The 16,264-nt window shown below is 62.8% G+C and carries 21 protein-coding genes; 4 read left to right on the top strand and 17 right to left on the bottom strand.

Annotation, left to right across the window (positions count from 1 at the left end):
* Nucleotides 1-97: 97 nt before the first annotated feature.
* The 5 genes from PSUB009319_RS19345 to PSUB009319_RS19325 form a co-directional block, all read right to left on the bottom strand.
* Nucleotides 98-700 carry an SCO family protein gene (locus tag PSUB009319_RS19345; RefSeq protein ID WP_124383820.1) on the bottom strand — a complete coding sequence of 201 codons (603 nt, stop codon included), beginning with the start codon at nucleotides 698-700 and terminating at the stop codon, nucleotides 98-100.
* Between the two features lie 80 nt (nucleotides 701-780).
* On the bottom strand, nucleotides 781-1,722 hold the full coding sequence (gene cyoE / locus PSUB009319_RS19340; RefSeq protein WP_124383819.1) for a heme o synthase: 942 nt from the start codon (nucleotides 1,720-1,722) through the stop codon (nucleotides 781-783).
* Between the two features lie 20 nt (nucleotides 1,723-1,742).
* On the bottom strand, nucleotides 1,743-2,834 hold the full coding sequence (locus PSUB009319_RS19335; RefSeq protein ID WP_124383818.1) for a heme A synthase: 1,092 nt from the start codon (nucleotides 2,832-2,834) through the stop codon (nucleotides 1,743-1,745).
* A gap of 3 nt (nucleotides 2,835-2,837) precedes the next feature.
* On the bottom strand, nucleotides 2,838-3,503 hold the full coding sequence (locus PSUB009319_RS19330; RefSeq protein WP_124383817.1) for a cytochrome C oxidase subunit I: 666 nt from the start codon (nucleotides 3,501-3,503) through the stop codon (nucleotides 2,838-2,840).
* A 52-nt stretch (nucleotides 3,504-3,555) separates the two neighbouring features.
* Nucleotides 3,556-4,335, bottom strand: a complete 780-nt coding sequence (locus PSUB009319_RS19325) for an SURF1 family protein (RefSeq protein WP_124383816.1) — start codon at nucleotides 4,333-4,335, stop codon at nucleotides 3,556-3,558.
* Nucleotides 4,336-4,404: 69 nt separating this feature from the next.
* On the opposite strand from PSUB009319_RS19325, the gene PSUB009319_RS19320 reads away from it, so the two are divergent.
* Complete coding sequence (locus tag PSUB009319_RS19320; protein ID WP_024976747.1) at nucleotides 4,405-4,614, top strand: twin transmembrane helix small protein; 210 nt, start codon at nucleotides 4,405-4,407, stop codon at nucleotides 4,612-4,614.
* 195 nt (nucleotides 4,615-4,809) lie between these two features.
* On the opposite strand, the gene PSUB009319_RS19315 is transcribed toward PSUB009319_RS19320, so the two are convergent.
* The 8 genes from PSUB009319_RS19315 to PSUB009319_RS19285 all read right to left on the bottom strand — a co-directional run bounded on the left by PSUB009319_RS19315 (nucleotide 4,810) and on the right by PSUB009319_RS19285 (nucleotide 11,321).
* Nucleotides 4,810-5,670 (bottom strand): cytochrome c oxidase subunit 3, encoded by an 861-nt coding sequence (locus PSUB009319_RS19315; RefSeq protein ID WP_124383815.1) that lies wholly within the window; start codon nucleotides 5,668-5,670, stop codon nucleotides 4,810-4,812.
* Between the two features lie 80 nt (nucleotides 5,671-5,750).
* A complete protein-coding gene (locus tag PSUB009319_RS19310) occupies nucleotides 5,751-5,963 on the bottom strand; it encodes a DUF2970 domain-containing protein (protein ID WP_124383814.1) in 213 nt (70 codons plus the stop codon).
* A 16-nt stretch (nucleotides 5,964-5,979) separates the two neighbouring features.
* On the bottom strand, nucleotides 5,980-6,588 hold the full coding sequence (locus tag PSUB009319_RS19305; RefSeq protein WP_124383813.1) for a cytochrome c oxidase assembly protein: 609 nt from the start codon (nucleotides 6,586-6,588) through the stop codon (nucleotides 5,980-5,982).
* 49 nt (nucleotides 6,589-6,637) lie between these two features.
* Nucleotides 6,638-6,769, bottom strand: coding sequence for a cytochrome oxidase small assembly protein (locus tag PSUB009319_RS23015; RefSeq protein ID WP_221620972.1), 132 nt, complete (start codon nucleotides 6,767-6,769; stop codon nucleotides 6,638-6,640).
* A 52-nt stretch (nucleotides 6,770-6,821) separates the two neighbouring features.
* Nucleotides 6,822-8,426 carry a cytochrome c oxidase subunit I gene (ctaD, locus tag PSUB009319_RS19300; RefSeq protein ID WP_004633481.1) on the bottom strand — a complete coding sequence of 535 codons (1,605 nt, stop codon included), beginning with the start codon at nucleotides 8,424-8,426 and terminating at the stop codon, nucleotides 6,822-6,824.
* A 52-nt stretch (nucleotides 8,427-8,478) separates the two neighbouring features.
* The gene (gene coxB / locus PSUB009319_RS19295) at nucleotides 8,479-9,735 is read right to left on the bottom strand and encodes a cytochrome c oxidase subunit II (RefSeq protein WP_124383812.1); all 1,257 of its coding nucleotides are present in this window, start codon (nucleotides 9,733-9,735) and stop codon (nucleotides 8,479-8,481) included.
* 133 nt (nucleotides 9,736-9,868) lie between these two features.
* Nucleotides 9,869-9,982, bottom strand: coding sequence for a hypothetical protein (locus PSUB009319_RS23300; RefSeq protein ID WP_260393055.1), 114 nt, complete (start codon nucleotides 9,980-9,982; stop codon nucleotides 9,869-9,871).
* Nucleotides 9,983-10,379: 397 nt separating this feature from the next.
* Nucleotides 10,380-11,321, bottom strand: coding sequence for a methyltransferase domain-containing protein (locus PSUB009319_RS19285; protein ID WP_124383811.1), 942 nt, complete (start codon nucleotides 11,319-11,321; stop codon nucleotides 10,380-10,382).
* A 108-nt stretch (nucleotides 11,322-11,429) separates the two neighbouring features.
* Between PSUB009319_RS19285 and PSUB009319_RS19280 the strand changes: the two genes are divergently transcribed.
* Both PSUB009319_RS19280 and trmL read left to right on the top strand, forming a co-directional pair.
* Nucleotides 11,430-12,152: a ComF family protein gene (locus tag PSUB009319_RS19280; RefSeq protein ID WP_124383810.1), complete on the top strand. Its 723-nt coding sequence runs from the start codon at nucleotides 11,430-11,432 to the stop codon at nucleotides 12,150-12,152.
* Nucleotides 12,153-12,263: 111 nt separating this feature from the next.
* On the top strand, nucleotides 12,264-12,734 hold the full coding sequence (gene trmL / locus PSUB009319_RS19275; protein ID WP_124383809.1) for a tRNA (uridine(34)/cytosine(34)/5-carboxymethylaminomethyluridine(34)-2'-O)-methyltransferase TrmL: 471 nt from the start codon (nucleotides 12,264-12,266) through the stop codon (nucleotides 12,732-12,734).
* Between the two features lie 29 nt (nucleotides 12,735-12,763).
* Here trmL and PSUB009319_RS19270 read toward each other — a convergent pair whose 3' ends face one another.
* The 4 genes from PSUB009319_RS19270 to PSUB009319_RS19255 form a co-directional block, all read right to left on the bottom strand.
* A complete protein-coding gene (locus tag PSUB009319_RS19270) occupies nucleotides 12,764-13,780 on the bottom strand; it encodes an NAD(P)H-dependent glycerol-3-phosphate dehydrogenase (RefSeq protein WP_124383808.1) in 1,017 nt (338 codons plus the stop codon).
* A gap of 84 nt (nucleotides 13,781-13,864) precedes the next feature.
* Nucleotides 13,865-14,383, bottom strand: a complete 519-nt coding sequence (gene secB / locus PSUB009319_RS19265; protein WP_124383807.1) for a protein-export chaperone SecB — start codon at nucleotides 14,381-14,383, stop codon at nucleotides 13,865-13,867.
* A 160-nt stretch (nucleotides 14,384-14,543) separates the two neighbouring features.
* Entirely contained in the window at nucleotides 14,544-14,801 is a 258-nt protein-coding gene (grxC, locus tag PSUB009319_RS19260; RefSeq protein ID WP_124383806.1) for a glutaredoxin 3, read from the bottom strand.
* Nucleotides 14,802-14,819: 18 nt separating this feature from the next.
* Nucleotides 14,820-15,242 carry a rhodanese-like domain-containing protein gene (locus tag PSUB009319_RS19255; protein WP_124383823.1) on the bottom strand — a complete coding sequence of 141 codons (423 nt, stop codon included), beginning with the start codon at nucleotides 15,240-15,242 and terminating at the stop codon, nucleotides 14,820-14,822.
* Nucleotides 15,243-15,433: 191 nt separating this feature from the next.
* On the opposite strand from PSUB009319_RS19255, the gene gpmA reads away from it, so the two are divergent.
* Nucleotides 15,434-16,180: a 2,3-diphosphoglycerate-dependent phosphoglycerate mutase gene (gpmA, locus tag PSUB009319_RS19250; protein ID WP_124383805.1), complete on the top strand. Its 747-nt coding sequence runs from the start codon at nucleotides 15,434-15,436 to the stop codon at nucleotides 16,178-16,180.
* Nucleotides 16,181-16,264 lie beyond the last annotated feature (84 nt).

Genomic DNA, 16,264 nt, shown 5'->3' with positions numbered 1-16,264 from the left:
ATACAGAACTCAGCCCTGTCAGGCCTAGCCTTACGAACCGTCCAACTTTACGGGGTCAGTTCATTTAGCGGGCTTTTTCTTTGGGCGCGCTGCGAAATCAGCCGAGCAGCAGCTTGATGTCGTGCGCGATCGGCTCGGGGCCTTGGCCGTGCTTGATGAACAGGCGCAGGTTGCCCTTCGGATCAAACATATAGCTGCCGGCGGTGTGATCCATCGTGTAGTTGTCGGGCGAGCTGCCCGGCACCTTGCTATAGAACACCTTGAAGTCAGACGCGACCTTCTTGAGTTCGGCTTCGTTAGCGGGGCGCAGGCCGATGAAGCGCGGGTCGAACGCGGGCACATACTTGGCCAGCAGGTCTTGCGTATCGCGCTCGGGGTCGACGGTGACGAACAGCACCTGCACCCGGTCTGCATCCTTGCCGAGGGCGTCCATCACGGCGCGCAGTTCGGCCAGCGTGGTCGGGCAAACATCCGGGCAATGGGTGTAGCCGAAGAACATCACCACGACCTTGCCGCGGAAGTCCGCCAGCGTGCGCTGCTTGCCGGTGTGATCAGTCAGGGAGAAATCGGTGCCAAAGCTCTTGGAGCCGGTGATGTCGAGGTTCTTGAAGGCGGGCTTGTCGCTGCACGCCGTCAGCGCCAGCAGGGCGGCCGCCAGCATGGCGAACAGCGCGGCGCGGAAGTGTCGGAAAGAGAGCATGGTCGTCGTGTTGAAAGCAGGCCGCCTAGGGTAACGCCAACCGCGCGCCAACCACACGTGCTTGCCGGCGGCCTTGTGCGTCACAGCGCCGCGCTTTGCGTGAGCGCGGGGCCGAACTTGAAGTAGTGATCCACCAGCAGCGCGGCAAAGAGGATCGACAGATAGATGATCGAGTAGCGGAAAGTCTTCTGCGCCAGCGCGTCGGAGTACTTGCGGTACATGCGCCACGCATACGCGAGGAAGCCGAAGCCGAGCACCAGCGCCGTCGCCAAGTAGATGTAGCCGCTCATGCTGTACACAAAGGGCAGGATGGTCGCGGCGATCATGATGAGCGTGTACAGCAGGATATGCAGCAGCGTGTATTTCTCGCCGTGCGTGATCGGCAGCATCGGCAGGCCGGTCTTGGCGTAATCAGCGCGGCGGTACAGCGCGAGCGCCCAGAAATGGGGCGGCGTCCAGGTGAAGATGATCAGCACGAGGATCCACGCTTCGGCCGGCACGCTGTTGGCGACGGCTGCCCAGCCCAGCGCGGGCGGCATCGCGCCCGACAGGCCGCCGATCACGATGTTCTGCGGCGTGGCCGGCTTGAGCAGCAGCGTGTAGATGATCGCGTAGCCGATGAAAGTGGCGAAGGTCAGCCACATCGTCAGATCGTTGGCGAAGACATGCAGCGTCCACATGCCCGCGCCGCCCAGCACCAAGGAGAACAGCAGGATCTGCCGCGTGCCCAGCTCGCCGCTGGCCGAGGGGCGCCAAGCTGTGCGGCGCATCATTGCGTCAATCTTGCGCTCGACCAGGCAGTTGATGGCGAAGGCCGCGCCGGCAAACAGCCAGATACCGACCGCGCCACCAATCAGCACCGGCCACGGCACCATGCCCGGCGTGGCCAGGAACATGCCGATCACGGCGCAGAACACGGCGAGCTGCGTGACGCGAGGCTTGGTCAGCGCTGCGTATTGCGATGCGGTGTGTCGCCAGCCAGGAAGTTGAGTGGAAGTCGTTGGGGTTGCCACGGTATTCATAGAAAACGGTCAGACGGCATTCAAACGACGGCAGCCGCCACAGGCATCGGCGCACGCGCTTGCGCGAGCCCGATCAGGTAATGCAGACGCACCATCAGCAACAGCAGCACTGCTGCCCCGCCGTTATGCGCCACGGCAGCCAGCAATGGCCATCCCAGCACGATATTCGACAAGCCGGTCGAAAGCTGCACAGCCAGCAAGACAAGCAGGACAGTCCCGACACGGCCAATGCCAGCCACACGCCGGGCACGCACGCCCACCCATGCCAGATAGCTCAGCACGAGTACCGCAAACACGCGATGCGTCCAGTGGATGGCGACAAGCGCGTCGTGCGAGATGAAATCGCCGCCGGCGGTCTTGCCAAGCTGGCGCCAAAACGTGAAGCCGTGCGCGAAATCCATCGGTGGGACCCACTGACCATTGCACAGCGGGAAATCAGTACAGGCTAGCACCGCGTAGTTGGTGCTGACCCAGCCTCCCAGCGCAATCTGCACGACGAGCAGCACCAGGCCGATGGCCGCTGGCAAGCGCAGCGACGCGCCACGCTCATCAACCACGCGCGGCACGTCGTTCTTGCTGCCCAGCCAGATCAACGATGCCAGCAGCGACATGCCGAGCAGCAGGTGCGTCACCACAATGGCCGGCTGGAGCTTGAGCGTGACCGTCCACGCGCCGAATGCGCCCTGCACGCACACCAGCGCCAGCACCGCCGTCGCATACCACGGTGATTGCTTGAGCTCGCGGCGCTTGACCCACGCCAACACCACCAGCGTGATGATCAGCACGCCCAGCGCGAGCGCGAAATAACGGTGCGTCATCTCGATCCAGGCCTTCATCCACGTGACCGGGCCGTTTGGCATGGCGGCCTGCGCGGCGTGGATGTCATCGCTTGCGTGGAACGGGTTGGACGTGCCATAGCAGCCAGGCCAGTCCGGACAACCGAGGCCCGAGTCGGTCAGGCGCGTGAAGCTGCCGAACATGATCAGGTCCAGCGTCAGGAATGCCGTGATCCACACCAGTTTGCGGTATTTGTTGCGATCCCCTTTGACCAGCACGTAGCACAGCGGAATCAGCGCGATCAGGATGCCAATGGAAGCGAGTTGCAGCAGCATGGCCTATCCGATGCGCGAATACTTCAGCAGCCGCGTCATGTCAGCGCGCACCTTCTTCGGGTCCGGGTCTTTCGGGAACTGCATCATCAGGTTGCCGAGCGGGTCGATCAGGAAGAGGTGGTCGGCGGGCGGCGTCTTGCCATCGCCCAGCCAGTTCCTCGGCAGATCGGCCGCGCGCAGGAAACGCACGGCGCCGTAGTCGTCGTTGTAGGCCTTGATCAGGCGCGGGTCGATTTCACCGCGATCGGTCACAAGCCACAATGGGACGATGCGGTCGCGGTCCGGGCCCTGACCGATACGCAGCTGGCGCATGGTGAAGAGCTTGCGCGCGCAGTTGTCGTCGCAGGCGCTGCCGTCCACCGAAACCATCAGCCATTTGCCCTTGAGGCTGGCCAGCGGCACTTCAGCGCCGTGCTCGTCCTGCACCATCAAGCTGGTCGGGATGGGGCGCTGCGGATCGACCAGCGCGCCATATGCCGCCTTGCCGCCAGCCGGCGTGAAGACATAGTACGCAAGGTACGACGCGATCACCGGCGAGGCGCACACCAGCAGCAGGAACAGCATCATCAAGCGACCCCGGCGCGTGCGTGCGTCGATGCGCGGGTCTTCGGACGCCTCCAGTGTGCCGGGCCTATCGGACGTAGGAGGTGCGGATTCCTGATTCACCATGTGATTTCCAATACATTCAGCTGCGGCACTAAGCCGCAATGCGAGTTCGTGTTCAAGCGGGCCCAGACGTGCCTGTCAAGCGGCTCAAGTGACGATAGCGCCGCACACCATAAACGACCATCAGCCCAAGCACTGCCGCCGCCATCGCAAACCACTGGAATGCGTAGCCGTAGTTGCGGTCGGCGCCCAAGTCTGCGCGCGGCCAATCGCGCGCCAGGCCGTCCTGCGCATCAGATTGCTGCTCGACCACGAACGGTTGGAGCGGCACGCCGATTTCGCGCGAGAACGCGTCGAGGTCGATATTCTGCCTAAGTCGCTGGCCGACATCATCTGCGCCCTCCTTTCGACCCAGACTGAAGACGCGGCTCGCGTGTGGCACCGCCATCCCTTCAACCTGCACTTCTCCAGCGGGGGTGGTGTATGGCGCGATGCGCGTGCGGTCCACCGGATCGCGCGGCAGCCAGCCCCTGTTGACCAGCGCAGCACGTCCGCCCGCCCCTTCCAGTATCAGCGGGATCAGCACCTCGAAACCGGGTTGGGAGATTCCGTTCGTGACATGCGGGCGATTCTCCAGCAGCACCGTGTGCGCCACATCGAACGTGCCCCGCAGCAGCACTGGCCGGTACATCACCGAATCTGCCATCACCGGCTGTGCGGTGATGCGCTGGGCGGGCGCGTTCTCCAGCGCCACGATGCGCGCCTGCCGTTCAATGCGCTCATGCGCACGCGAAAGCTGCCAGCGCCCCAACGAGCACGTGAGCGCGATCAGCGCCACACCTGCCAACATCGGCACCGGCGCGAACCACTGGCGCATCGGCACACGCACGGTCATTGCGCAGCCTCGGTGAGATAATGCTCGGCACGCATTTCCAACCCTTCATTGCCCAACCCGCAGCCCTCCATGCGCATCGTCGTTGCCATTGCGTTTCTGCTGATCCTCGGCAGCCTTGCCTCCGCGCTGTTCTTCCTGATGCGTGACAAGGGACACAGCAACCGCACCGTCCGCTCCTTGATGTTCCGCGTCGGCTTTTCGATTGCGCTGTTCATCTTCATCCTGGTCGCGAACCGGCTGGGGTGGATTCACAGTACAGGCATCCGCTTCGGCCAATAGTCGCGCACATCACCGGCATCAGAAAAACGAAAACGCCGCAGCGGTATCCCGTCTGCGGCATTTCTTTCTTTACCTGAAACCGGTTCACGATCCGTGGTGAGCGGCTCGAGGTTGGTTTGAGAAGCCAGCCTTACAGGTGTACGGCAAGCATTACAGAACCAAGATCGGGCCGCGCAGCCGGATCTTGGGCCGGTTTTACAGCCAGTACACCACGACGTACAGGCCCAGCCACACCACATCCACAAAGTGCCAGTACCAGGCGGCGCCTTCAAACGCGAAATGATGCTCCGGCGTGAAGTGGCCCTTGATCACGCGGCCCAGCACCACCGACAGCATGATCGCGCCCATCGTCACGTGAAAGCCGTGGAAGCCCGTCAGCAAGAAGAACGTTGAGCCATAGATACCCGAGGTCAGCTTCAGGTTCAGTTCGTGATAGGCGTGAATGTATTCGAACGCCTGGAAACCCATGAACGTGAAGCCCAGGAGGATCGTCAGCAGCAGGCCCTGGATGACCTGCGCGCGCTTGCCTTCACGCAGCGCATGGTGTGCCCAGGTGAGCGTCACACCGGAGGTCAGCAGCAGCGCCGTGTTGATGGTCGGGATCGGCCACGGGCCCATCGTCGTGAACGGTGACACCGTGCCGGCCGGGCCGGCGTTCGGCCACAGCGCGTTGAAATCGGGCCACAGCAGCTTGTTGTTCAGATCCCCCAGCCACGGCATGGCGATGGTGCGGGCATAGAACAGCGCGCCGAAGAATGCCGCGAAGAACATCACTTCCGAGAAGATGAACCAGCTCATCGACCAGCGGAACGAGGCATCCACGCGGTCGCCATACTTGCCGGTCTCGGATTCGGAGATGGCGTCGGCAAACCATGCGCGCAGCACGAACAGGAACCACAGCAGGCCGATCAGGAACGTCCACGGCGCCCACGGCTGCGCATTCACCCACGCAGCGGCGCTGAGCAGCACGATCAGCAGGCCGAGGCTCGCCGTAATCGGATGCCGCGACGGCCCGGGCACGAAGTAGTACGGAGCGTTCGCTCGATTCGCACTCATCTCTTTTTCTCCAGCTCTATTTTTTTAGGAATCCACTCGATGTTGCCCGGCCCATGCTGCGCAAGCCGTCTCCTCAACCTTCAACTGACAACCGCACGGACAATCAGCAGCAGCACAAGAATGAATAGCGCCGTCGCCAGCAGGCCCGCAATGATCACGTGGACGGGATTGAGCTGCGCCATGTCACGGTCATGATCGCGCCCCTTGCGCACACCGAAGAAGGACCAGAACACCGCCTTCATCGTCTGTGCGAATGATGCGCGCCGCTTGGTCGCTTCTTTCAGTTCGTCCACGTTTTTACCTCCTCCTTCACGTTCCCTTGCCCGGCATCGCCGGCGCAATGGCCGACGGCGCGTGGATTTCAAAGAAAGTGTAGGACAAGGTGATCGTCTTCACGTCCTTGGGAAGATCCGGATCAATCACAAACACCACCGGCATCTCGCGTGATTCATTGGCCGTCAGCGTCTGCTGCTTGAAACAGAAACACTCGATCTTCTTGAAGAACTCGGTTGCCTGCTTGGGCGCGTAACTCGGGATGGCCTGCGCCTCCACCGTACGCCCCTCCTTGTTCACCACTTCGTAGACGATCTGGTTGATCTCGCCGGGGTGCACATCCATGCTGTTCTTGACCGGGCGGAAGCGAAACGGCCCTTGGCTGTTCGAGTCGAACTCGACCGTGATCGTGCGCGTCTTGTCGACCTGCGAGTTGCGCAGCGCGCCGCCATCTTCATCACGCGTGTTCAACACGTTAATGTTCGTGAGCTCGCAGATCTTCTTGTACAGCGGCACCATCGCGTAGCCAAAGCCGAACATGATCACAACCACGACGGCCAGCTTGGCAAGCATGGAACGGTTCAGGCCGCGCTCCAGGGCTTTGTCGTTTTGGGTCGGGTCCGGCTGCGCCGGTGTCTGGCTCATAGGGGTCTCGCGAAATCTCGGTTCAGCGATCAGCGCGTCGCTTGCCCGGCTAGCCGCCGAACACCACGCGCTTGAAAATCACACCCAGAAAAAAAACCAACGCGACGGTGCCAAGGATGAGACCCAGGCGACGGTTGGCAGCGCGTTGCTCGGGCGTTGGGCTTTTTTCTGAGTTCGACATCGTTGTCCGGAGGATCGCGGGGCCGGCAGTGACCAGCCCCGCGAAACCTGCATTACTTCACGTGCGGCGGTTCTTCAAAGGTGTGGAACGGCGCCGGCGACGGCACGGTCCACTCCAGGCCCTCCGCGCCATCCCATGGTTTGTCGGCGGCCTTCTCGCCACCGCGGTACGAGGGCAGCACCACGAAGAAGAAGAAATACACCTGCATCAGGCCGAAACCCAGCGCACCGATCGACGCGATTGCGTTGAAGTCGGCAAACTGCTGCGGGTAATCCGCATAGCGGCGCGGCATGCCGGCCAGCCCCAGGAAGTGCATCGGGAAGAACGTGAGGTTGAAGGTGATCATCGAACCCCAGAAGTGGATCTTGCCGCGCGTCTCGCTGTACATGTAGCCCGACCACTTGGGGCCCCAGTAATAAAAGCCCGCGAACAGCGCGAACAGCGAACCGGCCACCAGCACGTAATGGAAGTGCGCCACCACGTAGTAGGTGTCCTGCAGCTGGATGTCGATCGGGGCCACGGCCAGGATCAGGCCCGTGAAGCCGCCCACCGTGAACACAAAGATGAAGCCGATCGCAAACAACATGGGCGTCTCGAACGTCATCGAGCCGCGCCACATCGTGGCCACCCAGTTAAAGATCTTCACGCCGGTCGGCACTGCAATCAGCATCGTCGCGTACATGAAGAAGAGCTGGCCGGTGACGGGCATGCCAGTCGTGAACATGTGGTGCGCCCACACGATGAACGACAGGATGGCGATTGAGGCCGTTGCGTACACCATCGAGCTGTAGCCGAACAGCGGCTTGCGCGCGAAGGCCGGCACGATCTGGCTGACGATGCCGAACGCCGGCAAGATCATGATGTACACCTCCGGGTGCCCGAAGAACCAGAAGATGTGCTGGTACATCACCGGGTCACCGCCGCCGGCGGCCGAGAAAAAGCTCGTGCCGAAGTGGCGGTCGGTCAGCACCATGGTGATCGCGCCTGCCAGCACCGGCATCACCGCAATCAGCAGATACGCCGTGATCAGCCACGTCCAGCAGAACATCGGCATCTTCATCAGCGTCATACCGGGAGCGCGCATGTTCAGGATGGTCACGATGATGTTGATCGCGCCCATGATCGACGAGGCGCCCATGATGTGGATCGCGAAGATCGCCATGTCCATGCCCGGGCCCATCTGCACCGACAACGGTGCATAGAGCGTCCAGCCCGCAGCCGTGGCGCCGCCCGGCGCGAAGAACGAGCCCACCAGCAGCAGCGCTGCAGGCGGCAACAGCCAGAAGCTGAAGTTGTTCATCCGCGCGAACGCCATGTCGGAGGCGCCCACCTGCAACGGGATCATCCAGTTGGCGAAGCCCACGAACGCCGGCATGATCGCGCCGAACACCATGATCAGGCCGTGCAGCGTGGTGAACTGGTTGAACAGTTCCGGATGGAAGAACTGCAGGCCGGGCTGGAACAGCTCAAGGCGGATCAGCAAGGCCAGCGTGCCGCCCGAGAGCAGCATCATGAACGAGAACAGCAGGTACAGCGTACCGATGTCCTTGTGGTTGGTCGCAAACAGCCACCGGCGCCAGCCGTGCGGATGGTCGTGCGCGTGGTCGTCTCCATGACCGTGCGCGTGATCTTGCGGGTGCGTAACAGCGGTGCTCATCAAAGAACTCCTTGGATTCGGTTCCTTACGCAGATGATCGGCAGACGATCAATCAGCCAGCGCTGCGGTCTTGGGCCGCAGTCACTTGTTGGGACGCCACCTTACCGGCGGATTCAGTTGCAGCGGTCTTGGCGCCGCCGCCTTCAGGCATCTTGCCGCCGCGCGCATCCTTCACTTGCGTCGGCTGCAGCAGGTCACCGGTATGGTTGCCCCAGTGGTTGCGCTCGTAAGTGATAACGGAAGCGATTTCGACATCATTCAGTGCCGAAGCCCACGGCGGCATTGCGCCCTTGCCGTGCAGCACGATGCCAACATGGTCGGCCAGCGGGCCATTGGCGATCTTCGAGCCATCGAGCGCCGGGAACGGGCCGCCGCCTTTGCCGTTGGGCTGGTGGCAGACCGCGCAGTTGGCGGTGTAGACCTTCTCGCCGCGCGACTTGAGTTCTTCCAGCGTGTACGTCTTATTCGGATCATCGGCCTTGGCAGCCAACTCCTTCTTCTTGCCGTCGACCCACTTGGTGTAGTCGTCTTGCGAGACCACGCGCACGACGATCGGCATGAAGGCGTGTTCCTTGCCGCACAGTTCAGCGCACTGGCCGCGATACACGCCAACCTTCTCAGCCTTGAACCACGCGTCGCGCACGAAGCCCGGAATCGCATCCTGCTTCACGCCAAACGCCGGGATCATCCACGAGTGGATCACGTCGTTGGCGGTAGTGACGATGCGCACCTTGCGATTGACCGGCACGACCAGCTCGTTGTCGACCTCGACCAGGTACGTGTTGCTCTTGGGCGCCTGGTTGTTGATCTGGTCGCGCGGGGTGGTGAGCGTGGAAAGGAACGAGATGCCCTCGCCTTCGCCCTTCAGGTAGTCGTAACCCCACTTCCACTGGTAGCCGGTGGCCTTGATGGTGAGGTCAGAATTGGTGGTGTCCTTCATCGCGACCACGGCACGCGTGGCCGGCAGCGCCATCCCGATCACGATCAGGAACGGCACGATGGTCCAGATGATTTCGACCGTGGTGCTTTCGTGGAACGTCGCCGGCTTGTGGCCGACCGACTTACGGTGCTTGAAAATGGAGTAGAACATCACCCCGAATACACCGATGAAGATCACGATACAGATGATCAGCATCATCCAGTGCAGCCAATGGATCTCGGCGGCGATCTTGGTGACCGGGGGCGCGAGATTGAGCTGCCGCACTGCGGGGCCGCCCGGCATGTCTTCCACTGCCAGGGCCGTTTGACTGAGGGCGAGGAGAGAACCTGCCGCCAGCAAACTTGCCAATGTCTTATTCAACATTTTCATTTTTTATCTACCCAATTGACAGATTCCACTCTGCCCCGGTGCGCGGCTCATGAGACCTGGGTTGGTTGCCCGTGTCCCAAACACCGGGAAAGCTCGTCCGCAAGCTTGCGCCGTCTGGCGCTCACCTGCTGGATCACGAGCACGCCACATCTTCCAGCCAGACGTGCCCGTAATCGGAGGCGTGGCGGGCATAGTACAGCAATGCCCATCCGAGAATCGCGACCTCCAGCCCTTCAAAAGGCAACACCAATCACGCACCTTGCCAGGCAGGAAACGAAGCGATTGCGGACGGGAGAATGACGACCAAGGGGTGGGCCAGCCAATCTGGCAGGTTGAAAGCGAGCAGTTTCTTCGCTTCATGAGCCAGTTTTTGCGCGGCGATTCCGAGATAGTGGAGGCGCCGCATGCTGGGTGGAGCGCGGTATCAACGCAACATTTGCAATGTCGTGCATTGAACCACTCCTGCCTCGGATGCATACCCGAACGGTTCGCCCGTGGCAAAAAACGGGATAGGCCTTTGGGGGACTGCTGCGACAAACTGGCGCATTATATGGCCGCGATTGACCCCAAACAAGGTAAAGCGCCTTTATGCAAGTCCCGGCTTGACAAGGCGCAGCCAATACCGTTTCCGCATTAAACACGTTTCAGGCGCGCGGTTTGCGACCGATTTGATCGATCGGAATCATCGCCCTTCCCTGCTCGTCCAGCGACTGCCGCTGGGCCGGCGCGAGCTTCCAGGCGTGGCCGTAAACGATTTCGAAGGTGAGCGGAATCAGGCCATCGGGATTGCGTTGCGCATCGAGTGCGTCGAATAGCCGCTGGCGCCAGCGCGGCGTGTGCAGGCCGGCGCCGGCGAGGCTGCGGCCCGCCTCATCCGCCAGGCCAGCCATGCCGCCGAGCAGGTGCACATCCGCCAGCAACGCCTGCGGCGTCTCATAGGTAATGGTGAGCTGCTCCATGTCCATGACGGGCGTGGACCAGCGGCTGTGCACAAGCATGTCGCCAATGTCATGCATATCAACGAAGCGCAGCGTGTGGATGCCCCCGTCGATGCCGGTCAGGGCGCTGCGCAGCTCACGCAAGGTGTCGGGGCCGAACAGGCTGAACATCAGCAGACCGCCTTCGGAGGTGATGCGGTGCCACTCCGGGAAGATCGCGTGCGGCGCTGGGTCCCAATGCAGCGCCAGATTTGACCACAGCAGGTCAAACGCCGCGTCGGCAAACGGCAACGCGCGAAAATCCGCCTGAGCGAAATCGAAGACGGGACGCTTCTTCAGCAGTCGACCGAGCCAGCCGGCGTCGGTGCGCTGCGGGTCGAGCTTCTGCGCCTGCGCCAGCATGGCGGACGACCAGTCTACGCCGCAGATCTGCGCGTCCGGATACTGCGCGCGCAGCACCGCGAGGCCTTGCCCCAGGCCACACCCGAGGTCCAGCGCGCGCACGGGCGTTGCCTTGATATAGGACAGCCGGTCTTGCATGCGGCTGCCCACCTCGCGCAGCAGGAAATCCGCGTCGGCAAAACGCGCGGCGCGGCGATCGAAGGCGCGCCGCAAGGCGGCAGGACGGGCAAGAGCGGGATCGGACATCAACAAGACGGGGCAGGACACGGCGGCTGCCAAGTATACCGGCCTGCAGTTTGAGGCGCCGTCCGATAGCGGAATAGCCGCAAATCAGCTTGGATAACGGCTTTTTTCATGCGCAAACACGCGTTATCTGTATGGTTTGGCGCCGGCCTGCGTCATCTGCTGCCGTGCGCTTGCGCCCTGTGCGGCGCGGTTCAGCGCGAACTGGTATGCGCCGGCTACACAAGCGATCTGGCCCCGCTGCTGCACAAGCGGCGCTGCGTCCAGTGCGCCATTGCGCTGGAGGCGCGGCACGCCGCCCGGCATTGCCGCACCTGTCTGGCCGGCGCGCCGGACTTTGACACGACCGTTGTGATTGCGGACTACGGCTGGCCGCTCGATCACCTTGTCACCGGATTGAAATTTCGGGCGCAGTTACCGCTGGCGGCCTGGCTGGCGGAACAGTTGAGCAACGCACTCGCCGCCGCGCCCGGCGACTTGCCGGACGTGCTGCTGCCCGTGCCGCTCTCGCCCGCACGCCTGCGCTCACGCGGCTACAACCAGGCATGGGAACTTGCCCGCCGAATGGAGCGCCAGTTGGGCATTCCCGCTCACGCCAACGCTCTGCGCCGTGTGCGAGACAATCCCGCCCAAGCCACGCTGGACCGCGCCGAACGATTGGGCAACCTGCATGGCGCGTTCGCCGTCGTCGAGCGTGCCCGTATTGCGGGTCGCCACATCGGCGTCGTGGACGATGTGATGACCACCGGCGCAACCCTGGGCGAGATCGCCACGCAACTCAAACGCGCGGGCGCCATCCGCGTCACCAACGTTGTTGCCTTGCGCACGCCCTGATTACGTGCTTGTGCGACATTGTGTCGCGCCGATTATGCGAAGCTGTGGCGGGGTGACAACCCTTCCCAATGTGGATAAGCTCGCCGCCGAAATTCCTCCTGCCGCCCGATCATGTTCAACGTCGTCCTCGTCGAACCAGAAATCCCGCCCAATACGGGCAATGTGATCCGGCTGTGTGCCAACACGGGCGCGCAGCTGCATCTGATTGAACCGTTGGGTTTTCCGCTCGAAGATGCGCGCATGCGCCGCGCAGGGCTCGACTATCACGAGTACGCGACGATGCGCGTGCATGCTGATTGGGATGCCTTCCTGCACGATGCGCGGCCCGATCCCACGCGCATGTTCGCGCTCACCACGCGCGGCTCAACGCCTTTTGCCAGCATGGCGTTTCAGCCGGGCGACTGGTTTGTGTTCGGTTCGGAAACGCGCGGGTTGTCGGAAGCCCGGCGGGAATGGTTTCCCCCCTCGCAGCGCATTCGCCTGCCGATGCGACCCGATAACCGCAGCCTGAATCTGTCGAACACCGTGGCGGTGGTGGTGTTTGAAGCGTGGCGGCAGAACGGGTTCGCGGGCGGCGCCTGACTCAGACGCCTCCTTGATTGCGGCGCAACCTAACGTGCCGATTCCGCTTTGGCGTCGCGCTGCAGCAGGCGCTCGACCGCTTTCGCCACGGCAAGCCCGTCAAACAGGACTTCGCAGACAGTAAAGGTGATGGGCATGTCCACGCCCTTGGCGCGCGCCAACGCAGCCACGGCTCGAGCGCAGCGCACGCCTTCTGCGACATGACCCAGGCTGTGCAGGATGTCGTCGAGCGCGCGGCCTTGGGCCAGTTGCATCCCGACGGCGCGGTTGCGGGACAGATCGCCCGTGGCGGTCAGCAGCAAATCGCCCATGCCGGTCAGCCCCATGAATGTTTCCGGCCGGCCCCCAAGCGCCAGCCCCAGACGCGTCATCTCGGCCAGCCCGCGCGTCACCAATGCCGCGCGCGCGTTCAAGCCCAAGCCCAGGCCATCCGCCGCACCCGTCGCGATGGCCAGCACGTTCTTCACCGCACCGCCCACTTCCACGCCGACGAGGTCGTCGCTCGCATACACGCGCATCGCGTGATGATGGAAGCCGCGCTGCGTGCGCTTGCACAGCGCTTCGCTGGTCGATGCTACCGTCATGGCGCATGGCAAACCCTGCGCGACCTCCTTGGCGAAACTCGGGCCCGACAGCACACCGACGGCGAGGTCGTTGCGCCCCGTTTCTTTCAGCACGTCGGCAACGATGGCGTGCGGCAGCGCACTGGTTTCGGGGTCGAACCCCTTGCACAGCCAGATCACGTTGCGCACACCGCGGTGTGCGGCAATCGCGCGTGCAAGGTCGGCCAACCCGGCAACGGGCGAAGCGATGACGGCAAGCCCCTCATCTCCAGCCGCATGATCGAGCGCGGCTTGCAAGTCGGCAGAAAAATGCAGCGACGCCCGCAGCGCAATGCCCGGCAGATACGGCGCATTGATGTGCGTGGCGGCCATCTGCGCGACGAGCTTGGCGTCACGCCCCCACAGCACGACGTCGTGCGATTGCGCGGCATGGCTGGCCAGGGCAGTGCCCCAGGCGCCGGCACCCAGAACGGAAATTCGCATGCGCGTGTTCAACATCGGTCAGACAAAAAAATGCCCGCGCAAGCGTGCGGCTGGCGCGGGCTTCTGGCGCAGTGCGCCTCGTACTTAATGGGTGGCCTTCGAGCCGTCCGGCATTACCAGACCAGCGTTGCCACCAGCTTGCGCTTCTTCCATGGCGGCAGCCAGGCGCTGCTCGTACAGGGCCTGGAAGTTGATCTCGGCCAGGTGGATCGGCTGGAAACCGGCGCGGCCGATCGTATCGGCGATGTTCGAACGCAGGTACGGGTACACGATGGTCGGGCAGGCGATGCCCAACAGCGGGTCCATCTGCTCGGCCGGCACGTTGCGGATGTCGAAGATGCCCGCTTGCTTGGCTTCCACCAGGAACGCGACCTTTTCTTGCACCTTGGTCGTCACCGTACCAATGACGGTCACCTCAAACACGCCTTCGGCGAGTTGCGAAGCGGCTACGTCGACCTGCACCTCCACGGACGGCTGTTCCTGCTCGAGGAAGATGTGCGGCGAGTTCGGCTGCTCCAGCGACAGATCCTTCAGATAGACGCGCTGAATGTTGAAGAACGGCTGGCCATCCTGGCCCGGTTGCTGCTGTTGCTGATCGCTCATGACTCGCCTTCAAATGGGATGTGGTCTGTGCTTGGCGGAAGCGTCCGCCGCGCAAGACGCGTATGGTACATGACCAAATAGTGCCCGCTATAAGACCAGGCCCAAAAGTACAACGCCCGGTCAAAACCGGGCGTTTTCGTGTGGCGCGCAGATCGCCGGATCAGGCAGCGAGCAGCTGCACCAGCCCGCCTTCGCGGTCCAGCGCAGACAGATCATCAAAGCCGCCGATATGGCGCTCGTCAATGTAGATCTGCGGCACGGTGCGGCGGTTCGTGCGCGTCATCATCTCTTCACGCTTACCGGGTTCGCGGTCGATCAGGATCTTCTCGATCTGCTCGACACCGCGCTGCTTCAGGAGTCGTTCCGCTGCCACGCAATAGGGGCAGACGGTGGTGCTGTACATGACCACGTGCGCCATATTTCCAACCTCGTTTCTTTATTTCACAACCGGAAGGCCTGCTTGTTGCCAGGCGGCCAATCCGCCCTCGAGCGAATAGACCTCACTGTAACCGGCCTGCTTCAGGACTGCTTGGGCGCGCCCAGCGCGTTGACCGGTCTGGCATACGAGAATAATCGGGGTCTCTTTGTTCTTTGCAAGGCCCGAGGCTTTGCCCTCAAGCTCGCCAAGCGGCGCATGCTTGGCTTGCGGCAGGTGGCCCGCAGCGTATTCACCGCTTTCGCGCACATCCACCACCACCGCGTTGCGGCGATTGATCAGTTGGGTGGCCGCCGGGGCACTCACCTTGGCCCCGCCGCCGCCTGCGATGCGGCGCTGGATGGGCGCCCAGAGCAGCAGCAGGCCCGAGACGATGGCGACGGCAAGCAGTGCAAGGTTGTTGTAATCGGCGAAAAACTTCACGGTATCGATTTCCTGGGATAAGTCGGGCGGGCCTGGTGGGCAACCATCAGCCGAACGGTTCGGGAGGCCCACGAGGGTACACAATTCGCGCGGCATTATAAAATAGTCGGTTTCAGCGTCCGCACGATGACGTACGACACGTCGCCGCAACCGGCCGCGAGCAGGTTTTCTTACTTCTCATCATGGCAGTCATGCATAAGCTCGTCCTCATCCGCCACGGCGAATCGACGTGGAATCTGGAAAACCGCTTCACCGGCTGGGTCGACGTCGACCTGACCGATACGGGCGTCGCCCAGGCCCGCCAAGGCGGCCGCCTGCTGCGCGAAGCCGGCTTCACGTTCGATCTGGCCTACACCTCGGTGCTCAAGCGCGCGATCCGCACGCTGTGGCACGTGCAGGACGAAATGGACCTGATGTGGATTCCGACCCGCAACGAATGGCGCCTGAATGAACGCCACTATGGCGCGCTGTCGGGTCTGAACAAGGCCGAGACCGCAGCCAAGTTTGGCGACGAGCAGGTCCTGGTCTGGCGCCGCAGCTACGACACGCCGCCCCCCGCCCTCGAGCCGGGCGCCGACAACGACGCCTTCGGTAACCCGCGCTACGCAGGCCTGTCGCGCGAGCAGGTGCCCCTGACTGAATGCCTGAAAGACACCGTGGCGCGCGTGCTGCCGCTGTGGGAAGAGTCGATTGCGCCAGCCATCAAGAGCGGCCAGCGCGTGGTGATCGCCGCGCACGGCAACAGCATCCGCGCCCTGGTGAAGTACCTGGACGGCATTTCCGACGCCGATATCGTGGGTCTGAATATCCCCAATGGCACGCCGCTTGTGTATGAGCTGGACGCTAACCTCAAGCCGATCCGCCATTACTACCTGGGCGACCAGGAAGCGATTGCCGCATCGCTCGCGGCGGTGGCCAGCCAAGGCAAGTCGAAATAAACCGTAACGAGGCGTTTGGCACTCCAACGCCTTTATACTGTCGAAGCCTGTAGCCCGGGATGTGCGCGAGCCGTCCCGGGCCAT

The sequence above is a fragment of the Ralstonia sp. SET104 genome (assembly GCF_003851545.1).
GTDB lineage: Bacteria > Pseudomonadota > Gammaproteobacteria > Burkholderiales > Burkholderiaceae > Ralstonia.
This window is presented reverse-complemented; position numbering and strand designations above follow the sequence as displayed.

What these genes read in the sequence shown, in the direction of transcription:
- PSUB009319_RS19345 (WP_124383820.1), bottom strand. Translation starts at nt 700, where the DNA reads ATGCTCTCTTTCCGACACTTCCGCGCCGCGCTGTTCGCCATGCTGGCG.
- cyoE (WP_124383819.1), bottom strand. Translation starts at nt 1,722, where the DNA reads ATGAATACCGTGGCAACCCCAACGACTTCCACTCAACTTCCTGGCTGG.
- PSUB009319_RS19335 (WP_124383818.1), bottom strand. Translation starts at nt 2,834, where the DNA reads ATGCTGCTGCAACTCGCTTCCATTGGCATCCTGATCGCGCTGATTCCG.
- PSUB009319_RS19330 (WP_124383817.1), bottom strand. Translation starts at nt 3,503, where the DNA reads ATGGTGAATCAGGAATCCGCACCTCCTACGTCCGATAGGCCCGGCACA.
- PSUB009319_RS19325 (WP_124383816.1), bottom strand. Translation starts at nt 4,335, where the DNA reads ATGACCGTGCGTGTGCCGATGCGCCAGTGGTTCGCGCCGGTGCCGATG.
- PSUB009319_RS19320 (WP_024976747.1), top strand. Translation starts at nt 4,405, where the DNA reads ATGCGCATCGTCGTTGCCATTGCGTTTCTGCTGATCCTCGGCAGCCTT.
- PSUB009319_RS19315 (WP_124383815.1), bottom strand. Translation starts at nt 5,670, where the DNA reads ATGAGTGCGAATCGAGCGAACGCTCCGTACTACTTCGTGCCCGGGCCG.
- PSUB009319_RS19305 (WP_124383813.1), bottom strand. Translation starts at nt 6,588, where the DNA reads ATGAGCCAGACACCGGCGCAGCCGGACCCGACCCAAAACGACAAAGCC.
- PSUB009319_RS23015 (WP_221620972.1), bottom strand. Translation starts at nt 6,769, where the DNA reads ATGTCGAACTCAGAAAAAAGCCCAACGCCCGAGCAACGCGCTGCCAAC.
- ctaD (WP_004633481.1), bottom strand. Translation starts at nt 8,426, where the DNA reads ATGAGCACCGCTGTTACGCACCCGCAAGATCACGCGCACGGTCATGGA.
- coxB (WP_124383812.1), bottom strand. Translation starts at nt 9,735, where the DNA reads ATGAAAATGTTGAATAAGACATTGGCAAGTTTGCTGGCGGCAGGTTCT.
- PSUB009319_RS19285 (WP_124383811.1), bottom strand. Translation starts at nt 11,321, where the DNA reads ATGTCCGATCCCGCTCTTGCCCGTCCTGCCGCCTTGCGGCGCGCCTTC.
- PSUB009319_RS19280 (WP_124383810.1), top strand. Translation starts at nt 11,430, where the DNA reads ATGCGCAAACACGCGTTATCTGTATGGTTTGGCGCCGGCCTGCGTCAT.
- trmL (WP_124383809.1), top strand. Translation starts at nt 12,264, where the DNA reads ATGTTCAACGTCGTCCTCGTCGAACCAGAAATCCCGCCCAATACGGGC.
- PSUB009319_RS19270 (WP_124383808.1), bottom strand. Translation starts at nt 13,780, where the DNA reads ATGCGAATTTCCGTTCTGGGTGCCGGCGCCTGGGGCACTGCCCTGGCC.
- secB (WP_124383807.1), bottom strand. Translation starts at nt 14,383, where the DNA reads ATGAGCGATCAGCAACAGCAGCAACCGGGCCAGGATGGCCAGCCGTTC.
- grxC (WP_124383806.1), bottom strand. Translation starts at nt 14,801, where the DNA reads ATGGCGCACGTGGTCATGTACAGCACCACCGTCTGCCCCTATTGCGTG.
- gpmA (WP_124383805.1), top strand. Translation starts at nt 15,434, where the DNA reads ATGCATAAGCTCGTCCTCATCCGCCACGGCGAATCGACGTGGAATCTG.